The following is a 16,435-nucleotide window of genomic DNA, read 5'->3' on the forward strand; positions in this document are numbered from 1 at the left end:
TAAACTTTCGGGAAGTTACCGATTACCCTGCATCAAGAACAAAGTGAAGGTCACAAGCGGCACGCTTGCAGGAAAAATCCCATAAATCCATCTAATCCCATAAATCCAGGTTCAGACAAACTTCCCCGTTCATCAGCCGACATCACTTCGACCCTAGGAGAAGTCTAACCTCTAAAAACAATCTTATCCCAATTCAAACTTCCTTTGTAAGGAAATGTCAATATTTCCGTACATAATAATTGTATATCAACTTATTCATTTCACCTTTGTTATTTAATCGTTGCCTCATGGCAAGGTTAAAAAGGCAAACAAAAAAGCAATGATGCAAAAATTATTATTCAGCGGGATAATGGCATTGTGTGTGCTGGCATCCTGCGCACAAAAACAAACAAAAAAAGATATGAGCGAAACAAAAACAGACCCCAATGTAAAAACAGCAACCGCCTACTTTGGCGAGGGTTGCTTCTGGTGTACCGAGGCTTTTTTCCAACGAATAGAAGGCGTGGTAAGCGTACGCAGCGGCTATGGCGGTGGGCATGTAGAAAACCCTACTTATGAGCAGGTATGCGACAAAAATACGGGCCATGCAGAAGTAACAAAAATAGAATACGACCCTGCAAAAGTTAGTTATGAAGATTTGCTGGAAGTATTCTGGAAAACCCATGACCCCACAACCATGAACCAGCAGGGCAATGACGTGGGCCCGCAGTACAGGAGCGTAATTTTCTACCTGAATGATGAGCAAAAAGAAAAGGCTATTCATTACAAGGCAGCTTTGGATGCAAGCCATGCGTATGCCAAGCCTATAGTAACCGCCATTGAGCCTTTCAAGAACTATTACCCCGCCGAGGATTACCATCAAAATTATTACAACGACCACCCGGGGCAAGGGTATTGCTCATTTGTGATAAGGCCCAAAGTAGAAAAGTTTGAAAAAGTGTTCAAGCATAAATTAAAGAAAGAGAATTAGGTTTAATGTGTGTTAGTTGTTTCAGGCTGTTGGATTTTTTCCAATGGTCTGTTTTTGATTAGGCTAAAGAATAGTGATTTTAAGAATAATCAGTCGTGTCTGTTAACGTTGAACCGTCAACTTAACTCCGAATATACTCTTTTTTAATATTTTTTATAAAAGCCTTACAGCAGCCGGGTGCATTTCAAAATTTCGTTTTTTTTTGTTTTCTATTGGCAAAATCTGGGTTCAGCAAGAATCCTATATGGGGGAAATTTTGGATGCCCATAGGGGCATATTCCCCCCATATAGGATTTTTATTTTGGGCTATATACATATTTCATGCGAATTTTACATTAAAGGAGCAACTAGGGCAGGGTAAACGCATCAAAATTCTTTTGCTCGAATCTTCGAGTTTGACACCAGTCTTGGCATAAGCCACCTTATTTTATCAGGTCAGCCGCAGGCTGATTGAAAAAAATGCGCAGCATATTTTTTTCAAAGGATAAAATAGAGTGGCGTTGCGAAGACGAAGCCCGCCGGCTATGAGGCAAAAGGACTAAAAAAAAGCATTTTAGGATAAAAAAGGTAATTAGGCATTGAATAAATTTTTTATGCGTTTGCTCTGGCAACTAGGGGCATCTTGGCCTTTCCTCTCCATCGGATGGTACTTGGCTTGGGAAAATGATAATTCACTATCAAAATCTTATCAGTTTCTTATTAATAAATTATCAGTTTCCTATCAATAAACTATCATTTTGTTATCAATATGCTATCATAAAATTCACATAAATTATCATAAAAAATGAGGCTAAAAAAACATAAATAGATGAATATCAATGAGTTACAGAAAAAAAGGAAAATAGTAAAAAAAATAAACCACCAAAAAACAAAAAATAACCGAGTTGAAATATTCGCTTAAGCCTTCGCATTCCTCTCCTTACTTCTTGCTCCATCTCCTTTCGGAGAGGGCTGGGACGAGGTCGGGAATTAGGGTACGGCTATTACCATCAATTATGTATTGTTGCGGATAAATAGCGAATATTTGAAATGCAACCCAGCCGCCTTCCTTTAATCCCTTTGTTTTAAAAAACATTACTTTAGCATAATGATTCAAAAATGGGTAAACTGGCGGAGCTTGCTTGGTGTGATTGCTGTGCTTATTGCCACAGGCACTATTTTTTATTCTGAGTCGCTGGCAAAAAAAATTGCGTCGCAGGAACATAGCAACGTGGCAATATGGGTAGAAGCACAAAAAACCATCCTGAACTCGTCTGATACGGCAAATCTAAATTTGGCCACTAGGATTTCAAGCGACAATATCAATATCCCAATCATTGAAACGGATGAAAAAGACAATATCTCCAACAACTACCTGAACCTAGACACGCTGGACGTAAAAAACAACAAGAACTACCTTTCTGAAACCCTTGCTGAATTTAAAGAATATGCGCCGCCAATTGTGCTGGTCATTAGCCAAAAACCATACATTGCCAATAAATATTACTATGGCCCCAGTACTTTGCTAAAACAAGTGAAGTATTACCCAATGGTGCAGTTGGTAATTGTTTTCTTTTTTATTATCATAATACTACTGGCACAAAGAGCCAACTACAACAGCAAGCAAAACCAAGTGTGGGCTGGGCTGGCAAAGGAAACTGCGCACCAGTTGGGCACACCAGTAAGCAGCCTGCAAGGCTGGCTGGAAATGATGAAAGAAATAGAAGGCAACGAGAAAATAACCCCTGAAATAGAAAAAGACATCAACAGGCTGCTGCTGATTACCGACCGCTTTGGCAAAATAGGCAGCAAGCCCATACTGGAAGAAAAAAACATTATAGAACTAGTGGGGAACATGGTGGACTATATTAAAAAGAGGGCAGGAGTAAAGGTGAACTTTGAATTAAATACCTTTGGTGAAACATTTATTCCATCCATGGTTTGTCCGCCATTGTTTGATTGGGTAATTGAAAACCTGCTTAAAAATGGTTTGGATGCCATGGAAGGCAAGGGGAATATTTCCATCAATATTAAAGATGCCGCTGCACAAATTATTATTGATATAAGCGATACGGGCAAGGGGATAAATAGTGCGAATGTTGGCAAAGTATTTAACCCCGGGTTTTCTACCAAGCAGCGTGGCTGGGGGCTGGGGTTAACGCTAAGCAAACGGATTATAGAACAATACCACAAAGGGCAGATTTATGTGTTGCAAAGTGAGATAGGAAAAGGCACTACTTTCAGGGTAATTTTGAACAAGTAGTTTTTTTTCCATGCCACAAATGCTCTAAGGCATGAAGAAATTCAATTTATATTAGGCATTTGAATTTTATCAGCGGCTGGCTCCCTCTCTTTTGGAGAGGGCTGGGGTGAGGTCTTTATTATTCCAACAACAATTACGATGAAATTTTTTTACCAAATATTTATTTACCTGTACCCACTAGCAGCACGGCTGCTGGGCTATCAAAATGAAAAAGCAAGGCTATGGGTTAAGGGCAGGGAAAATATTTTTGAACGCTTGCGGCAGGCTTTTGAAGGCAATACTGCCACTGTTGTTTGGGTGCATTGCTCCTCCTTGGGAGAGTTTGAACAGGGCAAGCCTGTAATAGAACAACTAAAAATAAAGTACCCTGCGTCTAAAATATTGGTTACTTTTTTTTCCCCATCGGGTTACGAAGTGCGTAAGCATGACAGCATTGCAGACTGGGTGTTTTACCTGCCCATGGATAGCGCAGCCAATGCAAAACAATTTTTTGATATTGTAAAACCCAAGCTGATACTGTTTGTAAAATATGAGTTTTGGTATTATTATTTGCAGCAAGCCAAGAACAGGCAAATACCCCTTTTACTGGTTTCGGGGATTTTTAGGGCAGGCCAGCCTTTTTTTAAATGGTACGGCAGCTTTAATAGAGGGATGTTGTTGTGCTTTAACCATTTTTTTGTACAGGATGAGGCATCTGCCAGTTTGCTTAAAAGCATTGGTATTGAAAAAAATGTAACCATAAGCGGTGACACCCGTTTTGACAGGGTGCTTGCCATTGCGCAGCAATTTCAACCCATACCAGCCATTGAGGCATTTATTGGCAATAGCCAAAAAGTGATAGTAGCGGGCAGCACATGGCTGGAAGACGATAAAGTGCTGCACCATTATATAGTAGCCCACCCTGAAATAAAATTTATCATCGCCCCGCACGATATTCAGCAAAGTAGGATTGACGAATGTGTTGCGCTATACGGTTCACCGTTGAATGTTATCGGTCAATGGTCAACTGTCAACGGTCAACCGTCAAATGTGTTATTGATTAATACCATGGGCATGTTGAGCAAGCTGTATCATTATGCAACCATTGCTTTTATTGGGGGCGGTTTTGGCGAGGATGGCATACACAATGCCCTAGAAGCTGCCGTATATGGCAAACCTGTGTTATTTGGCCCAGAATACAGCAAATACATAGAAGCCATAGGGCTGGTGGATAATGGCGCAGCATTCAGCGTAGAAAATGCCTTGGAGCTGGAAAAGGTATTTGATGATTTGTTTAATAATCCAACATTTTACCAGCAAGCCGCCACTGCCGCAAAGGATTTTGTTGCCCAAAAAGCAGGTGCCACGGAGAGGATAGTGGAGTTTGTGAGTGGTGAGTCATAAGTGGTAAGTATTTCTTAGGAAATACTTTTACTCGTATTTAATACTTATGACTTACCACTTTATGAAAACCTCCTTTTTACCAACTGGTCGAACAATTCTACCACTTCACTCTTTGATGGCCAGCCTAGTTTTACTTTCAGTTCCCTTTGTATCCAAAAAGTGGCTTCTGGCAAAATGGTGTAATTCTGGATTGTTTTAATGCTGCGGTCGAACATGGTTTCGTCGCCACGGAACAATTCGTTGATAAACAAATACCTGTCGTTGATGCTGATGGCCTTCCTTAGGTCTTTGATAGGGGTGTTTTCCAGCAGGTGAGCCACTTCTACCTTGCCTTCCTTGAAAGAGGAGTTGATGTCTTTTTCCTCTGCAAGCACAAGTGTTTCATGCGTAGCAGGCTTGTGCACTGCTTCAAAATGCGGCAGGGTTGGTATGTGCTGGGCATAGTTTTCATAAAAGAAATTGCCGGGGGCATTTTCCATGATAGACGATGGCGGTGTTGCTTCTTTTTCTTCAACAGAAGCTATTTCTTCAACTATTTCTATTTCTTTCACTTCTTCTACTTCCTGTACTTCCTCAGCTGGCATTACCAAAACATATTCTTCCCTAGGCGTTTCTGTAATTTCTGGCTGGCTTACCTCGGCAACTAATTCTTGCAATTCTTCTGGTTCTTCTATTTGTATTGCCTCTAGCAATATTTCTTCATTTTTTTCTTCCTTGGCTATTGTTTCAGGCACTTGTACTTCTTCTTGATATAGTGTTTCTTCCTCGTTAATTGCTTCTTCAACAACAACTTCCTCAGCAATTGGCTCTACTATTGCCACCACTTCTGGTTTTGGCTCTTCCACTATGGCTATTGGCAAAACGGGTGCTGTCCATGCAGGGGCTTCTGCTACTGCCATAACAGGCTCGGCAGTTGTTTCCACTGCCGAAACAATAAAGTTCCGTTTCGGCATAATAACAGACACTTTTGATGTCTCACTAGGGTGTTGCTGTTCCGCTTGTAGCTCTGCCACAAGCATTTGCGAGATAGCAAGTAAAATATCTGTGCCAGCATTTTCTTGCTGTAGTTGCTGTAATTTGTTGATAAGAAGGCTTACTCTTTCCATGATATGTAGATACTTTTCGCTTTTTTTGCATGAGTGCTATTATAATAACGAATTTTTAGACGAAATATTTTACAAATGTTTATTGAGCCCAATTTAAGTGGAGAAAAGGTTGGTTGGATAGAGGTAATTTGCGGCAGCATGTTCAGTGGAAAAACGGAAGAATTGATACGCAGGCTAAAGCGGGTGAAGATTGCAAACCTAAAAGTAGAGATATTCAAGCCATCAATAGACACACGGTATGACGATGTACATGTGGTAAGCCACGATGCCAACGCCATACATTCTACACCCATAGATAATTCACAAACTATTTTGCTAATGGCGAATGACGTGGATGTGGTGGGCATAGACGAAGCGCAATTTTTTGACCCTGAAATTGTGAACGTTTGCCAATCTCTTGCCGCCAAAGGCATAAGGGTAATAGTGGCGGGGCTAGACATGGACTATAAGGGAAAACCCTTTGGCGCAATGCCCAATTTGCTTGCCATTGCAGATTATATTACCAAGTTACATGCTATTTGCGTGCAGTGTGGCAATATTGCCAACATATCGTACCGGAAAACGGCACAAGAAGGGCAGGTATTGGTAGGGGAAAAAGAAAGCTATGAACCAAGGTGCAGGAGGTGTTATAATAAGGGAAAAGAACTATAACTTATAAACAATGCTATTACTAAGCGTATAATAAAACTTGGTAATAGGCACAATGGGTTTACTATCATAAATGCCTGAATAAGTAAGGCTGATGCCAAAGTGCTTAGTGGCATCTACAGAAAAACTACCTACTGTGCAAATACGTGGCTGGAAAAATGAGCCAAACAAAGCCTGGTAAAAAACTGCTAGTTTTAAAGAGCTATTGGGAGATAGATTGCCCTCTAATTTTAAATAGTTGTTGCTTTTTATTACATGGGTGGCAACATCCGTTGTTATGGCTGGCAGCTTGCTGGTATCTACCCCTGCATAATTCCATACTTCATTTTCATACATTAGCCCTGTGGCAATGGTTATTTCCCATTGTTTGTGGTGCAACAAATTGTACCGCAGGTTTTCGCCAGCCACAAAGCGGTGGCGGATGCCAATCTTTGCGTCCCACTGGTACTGTACAAAACTTTCTGGGTGCAATTTTGCCTTGTAGTTGTAGCGTAAGCGAAAGTGGGCAAACCCAGTATTCAGGAAATCCTGCGGGCCATTGTAGGTGAATCTGTCGCTGGCAGATAAGATATATAATATTTTCTTTTTTTGCATTGACAAGTCGAGCAAGTTGGTAGCATCGTACAGGGTGCTGTTTTGCTTGTCTATTTCTATGCCAGCGGCAATGTTGCCGTCCCACTTTGCTTTGTTGCTATAAGGCAGGGTATCTGTTTTGTCAACATTGATAATCTGGGCTTTTGCGGCTGTGCTGAGCAAGAGCAGCACGCACAAAATATTTGTAGAGAAGGCGATTGTTTTCATTGTATTATTCAATTGTTTTAGTGTCGGGTATTCAAAGTATGCATTAAGCATTTGTGAAGGTTTAATCGAAATCTTGTAAATTTATTCGTTTTATATGCTCAAGGCCATTAACGGGTGCATAAAAGTTTTTCGCTTTTTAGTGAAAAAATACCCTACTATAACCCTGCCCGCCACTTATCCCAAAAAGCCGGAACAAACACCCCCAGGGGCAAGAAGATGGGATGCAAAACGAGGACACTTATAAAATTTCTAGACTATTACTTTTTTTGGGTTTTTTATTAAAATAGTTTCAGTTTTGACAATTTTCGGTTTTTTTTCTATTTGCGATTTTTTGAAAAAACGTCCCCACGCCTTTAAATCATTGATTATCAACAATAACGGCAAATTTTAATGCGTATTTTGTGCCTATTTTGTGCATATTTTTTGAGTGATTCGTGCCTACTTTTTGCGTATTTCATGCTCATTTTGTGCGTATTTTTTGCGTATTTTACAGCCATCGATACAAGGCTAATTTTTTAAGCTAAAACTATCTTAATATTAATAAAAAAAGAACATTGATGCAAATACTAGTTGATAGCTTGTAAAATGTGTTTAACCTAGGTTTTTAGCAAGGGCATTTCTGGCACAAAGATAAGGTTTTTAAAGATTAAGGAATATCGCCACAAAGCGAAAAACTTGGGTGCATAAAAGTTTTTCGCTTTTATATGTCAGATTTGGCAACTTTTGGAAAGTTACCAAATCAAGCTGCCCAATAAAAAACGGCAACTAAGCGAAAAACTTTTATGCACCCCCATTAACCAGTATGTCGTGCTATCGGCGTTTAATGATTGTTGAACAATAACTTCAAAGTATTTCTTTACTTCGTATCACTGACGACTAACGACTTACTACTTACGACTAACACCTACCTTTGCCAAATATCATGGATATTCGCAAACATCCCATAGCAACGCTGGTTAAAAAAGACATACTGCTGGAAACAAGGCAACAATACACCTTATATGGCATATTGCTATATGTTGCTTCTACCACTTTTGTTATTTATTTGTCTATGGGGCAGCCCGAACAGCAGGTTTGGAACGGCTTATTCTGGATAACCCAATTGTTTATTTGCATCAATGCTGTTGCCAAAAGCTTTTTGCAGGAAAGCAGGGGCAGGATGCTGTATTTTTATTCAATTGCAGGGGCTACTGATTTTATTATTGCAAAATTAATATTCAACCTACTGCTCATGCTGGTGATGAGCAGTATATGCCTTGCTTTGTTTGCCCTGTTGCTGGGAAACCCAGTAAACAATATGGGTACTTTTATTGGCATCACTTTGCTGGGCGGTGCAAGCCTTAGCTTGGTGTTTACTTTCTTAGCAGCCATTGCAGCAAGGGCGCAACAATCTGCCGCTTTAATGGCCATCATGGGCTTCCCTATTATCATACCACAAATATTGCTACTGATGAAAATATCTGTCCCAGCTTTCAGCGATGTGGTAATGGAAGGCTGGCTGCAACTGGTATATTCCCTAGCTGGCTTGGATGTATTGATTATTGCCCTAGCCATTATCCTTTTCCCTTTTTTGTGGAAAGATTAATATTTTTTTTGCCACAAAGGCACGAAGGCTCAAAGTAGCACGAAGGAATTAAGCAAAGAAAAAAATTGTACATTTCGTTACTACTCAGGTGCAAGTTTGTGTGTTTGTGCCTTCATAGCAGGTTAACCAAAATTACATCTAAGTAATAATCTATTTTGACCTTTTTATTATGTGGCAAAAAAAGTAAATCAAGCCAGCCTGATAGCCACTGCGTTCGCATGTGCATCTAGCCCTTCCGCTATGGCCATCAATTCAACAGTATTGGCTATGTGCTGCAAGCCCTCTTTGGTCAATTGCTGGAAGGTTATTTTCTTTACAAAGCTATCCACGCTTACGCCGCTGTATGCCTTGGCAAAACCATTGGTGGGCAGGGTATGGTTGGTGCCGCTAGCATAGTCACCTACGCTCTCGGGCGAGTAATTCCCTAGGAATATAGACCCTGCGTTTATTATCTTTTCGCCTATGGCGGCTGCATCGGCACAACTAATAATTAAATGCTCTGCGGCATATTCATTTACTAAATCTATTGCCGCTGCTATGTCGCTTACAATAATTGCTTTACTGTTTTGCAGGGCTTTTAGTGCAATTGTTGCCCTAGGCAATAAAGCCACTTGTTTTTCTAGTTCTGCCATTACATTTTGGGCAACTAGTTCATTTGTTGTTACCAGCACCACTTGGCTGTCTGGGCCATGCTCGGCTTGGCTAAGCAGGTCAGCCGCTACAAAAGCAGGGTTTGCTGTTTCATCTGCCAATACGCATACTTCGCTGGGTCCTGCGGGCATGTCTATGGCAATGCCTTCCTGCTGTATCATTTGCTTGGCACAGGTTACATATTGATTGCCAGGGCCAAAAATTTTATATACCTGTGGCACGGATGCAGTACCATAGGCCATCGCCCCAATGGCTTGCACACCACCGATTTTGTAAACTTTAGTGATGCCTGCAACTGACGCAGCAAACAATATGGCTGGGTGCAGCTTTCCTTCCTTATTTGGGGGGGAGCATAATATTATTTCTTTGCAGCCCGCCAGTTGGGCAGGTAGGCCCAGCATTAAAATAGTTGAAAATAGGGGGGCAGAGCCGCCTGGAATGTACAAGCCCACTTTTTCTATGCCTACGCTTTTGCGCCAGCATTGTATGCCGGGGGTGGTTTCTACTATTTCCACGGGGCTAAGCTGTTTTTGGTGGAACAACTTGATGTTGCTTGCCGCTTGCAGGATGGCTTGTTTTAAATCGGTTCCCAATAAAGAATTGGCTTCTTCCATTTCTTGTGCCGAAACTACGAAATTGGGCAAGGATACTCCGTCAAACTGGGCAGTATATTTAACCACAGCTTCATCGCCAGACAATTTTACATCATCCAAAACAGCTTTTACTTTTTGCTGCAAAAAACTATTGTCGATGGCAGGGCGTTTTATGTTTTTGCCGCTTGTTGTGCTAGCATCCCGTAAATCAATTATTTGAAGCATATCTTCTTTTTAAAACACGAATTTTAGCGAATTACACGAATTTGTATCCCTAATTCAAAATAGCCTACAGAATCATTTTCTCAATAGGTACTACCAAAATGCCCTGTGCCCCCAAGGTTTTCAACTGTTCAATTATATCCCAGAAGTCGCTTTCTTTTATCACGCTGTGCACGCTGCTCCACCCTTCTGTGGCCAATGGCAAAACGGTTGGGCTTTTCATGCCGGGTAATAGCTGGATGATTTTGTCAAGGTTTTCATTGGGCGCATTCAGCAACACATATTTGTTGTTCTTTGCCTTTTTTACCGATTGTATGCGGAAAATGAGCTTGTCAAGCAATTGCTGCTGAATGGCATCCAAGTTTTTGTTCTTGATAAGTATCGCTTCTGATTTCAGGATAACTTCTACCTCCTTCAACCCATTCATAAATAAGGTTGAGCCGCTACTAACCAAGTCGCAGATGGCTTCGGCCAGCCCTATACCGGGTGCTATTTCCACGCTGCCGCTAATTTCGTGTATCTCAGCTTTTATATTGTTTTTGTCTAGGAAACTTTGCAGGATAACAGGGTAGGAGGTGGCTATTTTTTTGCCTTGCAGGTAAGTAGCATCGGTATATTCATCGTTGCGGCCTATGGCAATGCTCAAGCGGCATTTGCCAAAGCCCAGTTTTTCTGCCTCATCTACCTTTTTATTTTTTTCAAACACTACGTTTTCGCCTACAAAGCCAATATCGGCCACGCCGTCTTCCACATATTGTGGTATATCATCGTCCCTCAAAAAAAACACTTCCAACGGGTAGTTACTGGCATCTGCTTTTAATTTGTTCACGCCATTGCTAATGTCTATCCCGCATTCTTTTAATAGTTTGATGCTATCGTCGTGCAGCCGCCCGCTTTTTTGGATGGCTAATTTCAATTTGCCCCCATTGTTGTAAGGGGTGTTTTCAATATTACTCATTATTTATGTTTAAGTTTTTTAGTTTATTTATAGGGCATAAAATAAAAACAGGCTTACTGCTATATGTAGTAAGCCTGTAGCTATATATGTTCCTGCGCAACACAATATCTTATTGCTTACCCTTGGGCAATTGATGGTAATGATGATATAGTGCCGTAATTTTTTTCATGCCGCAAAAATAGGGGAAAAGGTAAAAAAGCAAAATTTTATTACGGAACTAAAATTCCCGCATTGAAAATAAATTTTCCAATCAATTTGCCAAGAATGCACGAATAGGCAGGAATAAAATATTATTGGGCATTCGTGCATTTGTGGCAACAAAAGCGTTAATACATATACTTTAACAATTAAAATATCCTTAGGCAGCACAATGAATAATCGTGTGTCTTAGCTTCGCAGCCAGTTTTTTTAGTAATCATGGCTTTCATTGATAAATTTTAAGTAAACCCTCTATTTTTTTAAAAAATTTTCACCGTTTATGCGCCAGTTCTATTCTTTTGTTGCTTTTTTTATCCTAATCACTAGTGGCTCTTTTGGGCAGGCTAAGATATTGTTTGATGCAACAAAAGCTGAGTCTGCTGGCAATACTGCCGACTGGGTGATAGATGCAGATTTGCACAACATCAACTGGAGCCCAGGCCCTAAGACAGGCGGCACACACTCCAACCCCCAAAGAATACCCACGCCTGCTCAAAGCACCATCACTGCCAGTACTCCTGAAACCTACTGGACAGGTGCATTATCTAGCTGGGGTATTGATTGCGTAAACAAAGGATACACAGTAGAAACGCTACCCTATACAGGCAAAATAACCTATGGCGATGCCACTAATGTGCAAGACCTAAGCAATTATACTGTTTTTGCAGTATGCGAACCCAATATACAGTTTACTGTTGCCGAAAAAACGGCCATGATGGAGTTCATCAAAAACGGTGGCGGATTGTTTATGATTTCTGACCATGCAGGCGCAGACAGGAATAGCGACGGTTGGGATGCAAGGGCTATCTGGGACGATTTTATAAAAAACAACAGCTTGCAGGCCAACCCTTTTGGCATATATTTTGACTCTGCCTCTTTTTCAGGAACATTCTCAAATTTGGCTGCCCTGCCAGCCAACGATACCCTGTTGCACGGGCCTATGGGTAACGTAACAACTGTAAAATGGAGCAGCGGCACATCCCTGACTATTTCCCCGTCGGCTAACCAAACCGTAAAAGCAGTTATTTATAAATCAGGCACCTCGGGAAATAGTAATGTCCTTTGTGCCTACGCACGCTACGGCAAAGGAAGGGTAGTTGCTATTGGCGACAGCTCGCCCTTTGACGATGGCACGGGCAACCCATCTTCTACATTATATACTGGCTATACGGGCGATGTTTCGGGCAATCACCAAAGACTGATTATGAACGCCACTATTTGGCTGGCCACTTTGCCAATAGTTACGCCCGTGAAATTTGTGAGCGCTAGGGGCAATAACACCAATGGAACTACAACGTTGGTTTGGCAGGCAGACGAAACAAACCTGCAGGCCAATAGCTACCAAATAGAACGTTCCAATGATGGTATAAATTTTTTAATAGCAGGAAATGTAACAGCAAAAAAAACTGGCAGCGTGGTAGCTACTTACCAATGGCAAGCTGCTGAAAATATTAATGGCAGCGTATATTACCGTATTGTTGCTAATGAAAATGGCAGCAAAACTTACTCGCAAGTAATTGCCTTGGGCATTAATGGCAGCAAGCAAGTTTCTATTTATCCCAACCCTTCCCCTGCAAATTATGCAGGAACGTTTACCATAAGTGGGTTGCAAAATGGCACAACAATATCCATTTCAAACTTGCAAGGCAAGCGTTATTACCAAGCCGTAGCCACAGGCACAAATGCTATATGGAATGGCTGCAATAACAAAGGCCTAAAAGTAGCGGCAGGTATATATATTGTAAGTGTAAAAGATGCTGGCAGTGCTGAATACACTGCTGGCAAAATAGTAGTAACGGGCAGGTAATTACAGCTTTAAAATCAAGTATAAATTTTCTTGCTTACACAGGCTACTCCAATTTTTGGGGCGGCCTGTTCTTTTGTGTACTATTTGCTTTTTAGTTTTAAACCTTCTTTTAAACCAATAGTCTTTTGGCTAAGGGGAGTCTAATAGTATTTTTGATTTGCCAGTTTAAAATATATTTGCCAAAAAACAGCTATATGAATAAAATGAAACCTCTTTTTTTATTGTTTATCGGGTTATGGGTATCCTCGTTGTATGCAAACGTAGTACCCAATGGTTTGTTTTGTGATAATGCTGTGCTGCAGCGTGGCGTGGCGGTGCCAGTTTGGGGCATTGCCGATGATGGCGAAAAAGTAACAGTAACCTTTGCCGGGCAAACCGTAAGCACGGTGGCGGCACAGGGGCAATGGATGTTGAAATTAAAGCCTTTAAAAGCTGGCGGCCCTTATGAAATGACTATTCAAGGGAATAATACAGTAAAACTGGTGAATATACTAGTGGGCGAGGTATGGATATGCAGCGGGCAAAGCAACATGGAAAGGCAATTGGGCCTAAGAGGAGGGCAAAAGCCCATATTGAATTGGTTGGCAGAAGCTGCGGATGCCAACTATCCTGAAATAAGGGAATTTGCATTGAGCCACGTTGCATCGACCACCCCTTTGCCAAATGTAATAAGCAAGTGGGTAGTTTGCGACACTGGCACTGTAAAAAATTTTTCGGCAGTAGGCTATTTTTTTGGCAGCACCCTTTATAAAAACCTGAAAGTGCCTATTGGGCTTATCCATTCCTCATGGGGTGGAACGTCAGCTGAAAAGTGGGCTAGCCGTGATGCCCTGGAAGCCAACCCTGAACTGAAAACATTGGTAGAACGATACGACAAATCAATAATAGATTACCCAGCAGCACTGCAAAAATACAATGATAATGAAGCCACTATATTGGCAAAATGGGCGGCAGACACGGCAGCAGCAAGGCAAAGCAGCAAGCCTTTGCCCCGCAAGCCAGCAGCCCCGATAGACCCTGTGAAATCGGGGGATTGTGGCGGTTTGTTCAATGCCATGATTAACCCATTGATACCTTATGCTATCAAAGGCGTAATCTGGTACCAAGGCGAGTCGAACGTTTCAAGGTCAAAGCAATACCAAACCTTGTTTTCGACCATGATAACCGACTGGCGCAGCAGGTGGGCTATTGGCAATTTCCCTTTTTTGTTTGTGCAAATAGCACCGTTCAGGACAAACACGCCCGAGCTAAGGGAAGCACAATTGATTGCCCTACAAAAAACACCCAACACGGCAATGGTGGTAACACTTGACTGTGGCGACTCCATCGACATACACCCAACAAATAAAAGGCCTGTGGGAGAGCGGCTTGCGCTAGCTGCAAGGGCAATTGCCTACAATGAAAAGAAACTGGAGTATTCTGGCCCAGTGTATGAAGGCTATACAAAAAAAGATGGCAAAATAGAAATTAGCTTCACGCACAAGGGCGGTGGCTTGGTAGCTAAAGATGGGGATTTAATAGGGTTTACCATTTCATCGGATGGCAAAACATTTGTTCCTGCCAAAGCCAGCATACAAGGTGATAAAGTAGTGGTGTATAGCGATGATGTAAAACAACCTAAGGCAGCAAGATACGCATTTGTAAACAATGCTTTTGGCAATTTATTCAACAAGGAAGGCTTGCCAGCCAGCCCTTTCAGGACGGATGTGGAATAGTTTTTGCTATAAAGGCACAAAGACACGGAGAAGCACAAAGACAAGATATTTTAAAGGGTACTTAAATAATAGAGCTAATTCTTTTTGAGGTACTGATGAATTTGTTTAAAAGCCTAAAAGGATTAAACAATAGTAGCAGTAGGTGCAACCCGTGGTCGCTATTCTCGGCAGTTGGTTGAACTTACTCTTACGTGGTTCTACAACTTTTAAATTATCTTTTCCTTTATACCATTTCGAGTCTTCGTGCCTTAGTGGCGAAAAAACATGTTACTGAACAGGGGCAGGGACTGTTTTAAAAACTTCTTTCAATACGCTTGCCAGCCTTAGCCCGGCAATGAGCAATTGCTTTTTCACCAGGGGGGCGTTAGCGTCAACATACGATTGGGGTATTGTTCCATCTTTAAAGTCGTAAACCCTATCCAAGTACGAGCGTGATTCGTTCATCCAGCTTAGCACATTGATGCGTTGTATCCTTTTTATTTCCACAGGCGTAAAACTGTCATACATTTTTATGCAATCGTCCAATGTAATATTCTGCGACTCAATAATATCAGTATCCCAAAAGCCATGCAGGTTGCCAGCGTAGGCCGGTGCTGTTACCTGAACTGTATTTCCGCCTTTGTCCTCTGTATAGCCAGTATGGAGCGGCTGGTGCAAATCGCCTATTAAATGGAAAGCCATCATTATATACTCCTTAATCTTGGAATCACTCAGGTTTTCCCTGTGCTTTAAAGATGCAATTACGCTGTTTAAAACAGTCAATAGGTTTTTTTCTGAGCTTACATGATACACGCTATCTCTATCAATATCAACATAATGCCAGCTCCGCATGAAATCGTAATAGCTATTGGACTTGTTTTCATCCATCCAGGTTGCCGCATCCTCAATACTTGTTTTACGCAAATAATGTTTTACTATGTCTTTTGTACTGTCGTCAAGATAGTGGAAGGCTATTTCTGCAACTAGCCTATGCCCCCTTGCGCCCCAAGCAAAGGATATTTTTGGCATTGAAAACAGGCTTGCGATAACAAAAAGCGTGATTATTGTCTTTTTCATTGAAAAATTTGTAGATATCAAGTGCTAGATAGCAATTTTTATATTTTAGCAATATTAATGAATTTATTTCTTTGGTACTTAAAAAAGCATTAAAAATTGTTGTTATTTTTCTCCATAAATACACGATAACACAAATGGATAGGTTAGCCACTAACCGACTAAGAAGATAAAGTTAGCCACAAAGACACTAAGGCACAAAGAAGCACAAAATTTTATGGGAACGAATAAATGATTATATGCCTAATCTCTCATTTTTAGCAATAAGGCTCTATCTATACTATGGGTTAATTTTTTTCAAAGCCGGGTTTGAAATGGTTTTTTTTTTTGTTTTTCGGTGGGTTATTTTTTTTTGCTACTTCCTTTATTTCTTGTAAATCGTTGGTATTCAGTAGTTTATGTTTTTTTAGCCTCATTTTTTATGATAATTTAAGTGAATTTTATGATACTGTATTGATAATGGAATAATAGTTTTATTATAATAGAATGATAATTTATTGATA

At 40.9% G+C, this 16,435-nt stretch carries 12 protein-coding genes; 7 read left to right on the forward strand and 5 right to left on the reverse strand.

The features are described 5' to 3' along the window. The first annotated feature begins 319 nt into the window (after positions 1-319). The 3 genes from msrA to ACHFIY_RS03940 all read left to right on the forward strand — a co-directional run bounded on the left by msrA (position 320) and on the right by ACHFIY_RS03940 (position 4,595). Entirely contained in the window at positions 320-970 is a 651-nt protein-coding gene (msrA, locus tag ACHFIY_RS03930) for a peptide-methionine (S)-S-oxide reductase MsrA (RefSeq protein WP_410844759.1), read from the forward strand. A 1,087-nt stretch (positions 971-2,057) separates the two neighbouring features. Next, positions 2,058-3,212 (forward strand): sensor histidine kinase, encoded by a 1,155-nt coding sequence (locus ACHFIY_RS03935; protein ID WP_410844760.1) that lies wholly within the window; start codon positions 2,058-2,060, stop codon positions 3,210-3,212. A 138-nt stretch (positions 3,213-3,350) separates the two neighbouring features. Beyond that, the gene (locus ACHFIY_RS03940; RefSeq protein ID WP_410844761.1) at positions 3,351-4,595 is read left to right on the forward strand and encodes a 3-deoxy-D-manno-octulosonic acid transferase; all 1,245 of its coding nucleotides are present in this window, start codon (positions 3,351-3,353) and stop codon (positions 4,593-4,595) included. 59 nt (positions 4,596-4,654) lie between these two features. On the opposite strand, the gene ACHFIY_RS03945 is transcribed toward ACHFIY_RS03940, so the two are convergent. Next, positions 4,655-5,701: a DUF8457 domain-containing protein gene (locus tag ACHFIY_RS03945; protein ID WP_410844762.1), complete on the reverse strand. Its 1,047-nt coding sequence runs from the start codon at positions 5,699-5,701 to the stop codon at positions 4,655-4,657. Between the two features lie 75 nt (positions 5,702-5,776). On the opposite strand from ACHFIY_RS03945, the gene ACHFIY_RS03950 reads away from it, so the two are divergent. Continuing rightward, positions 5,777-6,352 carry a thymidine kinase gene (locus ACHFIY_RS03950; RefSeq protein ID WP_410844763.1) on the forward strand — a complete coding sequence of 192 codons (576 nt, stop codon included), beginning with the start codon at positions 5,777-5,779 and terminating at the stop codon, positions 6,350-6,352. Here ACHFIY_RS03950 and ACHFIY_RS03955 read toward each other — a convergent pair. Beyond that, on the reverse strand, positions 6,347-7,150 hold the full coding sequence (locus ACHFIY_RS03955) for a hypothetical protein (protein WP_410844764.1): 804 nt from the start codon (positions 7,148-7,150) through the stop codon (positions 6,347-6,349). The two genes, ACHFIY_RS03950 and ACHFIY_RS03955, sit on opposite strands and share 6 nt — an antisense overlap. Positions 7,151-8,072: 922 nt before the next feature. Here ACHFIY_RS03955 and ACHFIY_RS03960 point away from each other — a divergent pair. Next, positions 8,073-8,735 (forward strand): heme exporter protein CcmB, encoded by a 663-nt coding sequence (locus ACHFIY_RS03960; RefSeq protein WP_410844765.1) that lies wholly within the window; start codon positions 8,073-8,075, stop codon positions 8,733-8,735. Positions 8,736-8,923: 188 nt separating this feature from the next. Here the strand turns inward: ACHFIY_RS03960 and hisD are convergent, their stop codons facing one another. Then, positions 8,924-10,204 carry a histidinol dehydrogenase gene (gene hisD / locus ACHFIY_RS03965; RefSeq protein WP_410844766.1) on the reverse strand — a complete coding sequence of 427 codons (1,281 nt, stop codon included), beginning with the start codon at positions 10,202-10,204 and terminating at the stop codon, positions 8,924-8,926. A 64-nt stretch (positions 10,205-10,268) separates the two neighbouring features. After that, the gene (gene hisG / locus ACHFIY_RS03970) at positions 10,269-11,159 is read right to left on the reverse strand and encodes an ATP phosphoribosyltransferase (protein WP_410844767.1); all 891 of its coding nucleotides are present in this window, start codon (positions 11,157-11,159) and stop codon (positions 10,269-10,271) included. Positions 11,160-11,637: 478 nt separating this feature from the next. On the opposite strand from hisG, the gene ACHFIY_RS03975 reads away from it, so the two are divergent. Further along, on the forward strand, positions 11,638-13,164 hold the full coding sequence (locus ACHFIY_RS03975) for a T9SS type A sorting domain-containing protein (RefSeq protein ID WP_410844768.1): 1,527 nt from the start codon (positions 11,638-11,640) through the stop codon (positions 13,162-13,164). Between the two features lie 194 nt (positions 13,165-13,358). Beyond that, complete coding sequence (locus ACHFIY_RS03980; RefSeq protein ID WP_410844769.1) at positions 13,359-14,879, forward strand: sialate O-acetylesterase; 1,521 nt, start codon at positions 13,359-13,361, stop codon at positions 14,877-14,879. 267 nt (positions 14,880-15,146) lie between these two features. On the opposite strand, the gene ACHFIY_RS03985 is transcribed toward ACHFIY_RS03980, so the two are convergent. After that, entirely contained in the window at positions 15,147-15,935 is a 789-nt protein-coding gene (locus ACHFIY_RS03985; RefSeq protein ID WP_410844770.1) for a S1/P1 nuclease, read from the reverse strand. Between the last annotated feature and the right edge of the window lie 500 nt (positions 15,936-16,435).

This window comes from Parasediminibacterium schistidii, assembly GCF_046546515.1.
In the GTDB taxonomy this organism is placed as follows: Bacteria; Bacteroidota; Bacteroidia; order Chitinophagales; family Chitinophagaceae; genus Parasediminibacterium.

Excerpts from the sequence above, each read along its gene's own strand:
- msrA (WP_410844759.1), top strand. The coding sequence starts at position 320 with ATGATGCAAAAATTATTATTCAGCGGGATAATGGCATTGTGTGTGCTG.
- ACHFIY_RS03935 (WP_410844760.1), top strand. The coding sequence starts at position 2,058 with ATGATTCAAAAATGGGTAAACTGGCGGAGCTTGCTTGGTGTGATTGCT.
- ACHFIY_RS03940 (WP_410844761.1), top strand. The coding sequence starts at position 3,351 with ATGAAATTTTTTTACCAAATATTTATTTACCTGTACCCACTAGCAGCA.
- ACHFIY_RS03945 (WP_410844762.1), bottom strand. The coding sequence starts at position 5,701 with ATGGAAAGAGTAAGCCTTCTTATCAACAAATTACAGCAACTACAGCAA.
- ACHFIY_RS03950 (WP_410844763.1), top strand. The coding sequence starts at position 5,777 with ATGTTTATTGAGCCCAATTTAAGTGGAGAAAAGGTTGGTTGGATAGAG.
- ACHFIY_RS03955 (WP_410844764.1), bottom strand. The coding sequence starts at position 7,150 with ATGAAAACAATCGCCTTCTCTACAAATATTTTGTGCGTGCTGCTCTTG.
- ACHFIY_RS03960 (WP_410844765.1), top strand. The coding sequence starts at position 8,073 with ATGGATATTCGCAAACATCCCATAGCAACGCTGGTTAAAAAAGACATA.
- hisD (WP_410844766.1), bottom strand. The coding sequence starts at position 10,204 with ATGCTTCAAATAATTGATTTACGGGATGCTAGCACAACAAGCGGCAAA.
- hisG (WP_410844767.1), bottom strand. The coding sequence starts at position 11,159 with ATGAGTAATATTGAAAACACCCCTTACAACAATGGGGGCAAATTGAAA.
- ACHFIY_RS03975 (WP_410844768.1), top strand. The coding sequence starts at position 11,638 with ATGCGCCAGTTCTATTCTTTTGTTGCTTTTTTTATCCTAATCACTAGT.
- ACHFIY_RS03980 (WP_410844769.1), top strand. The coding sequence starts at position 13,359 with ATGAATAAAATGAAACCTCTTTTTTTATTGTTTATCGGGTTATGGGTA.
- ACHFIY_RS03985 (WP_410844770.1), bottom strand. The coding sequence starts at position 15,935 with ATGAAAAAGACAATAATCACGCTTTTTGTTATCGCAAGCCTGTTTTCA.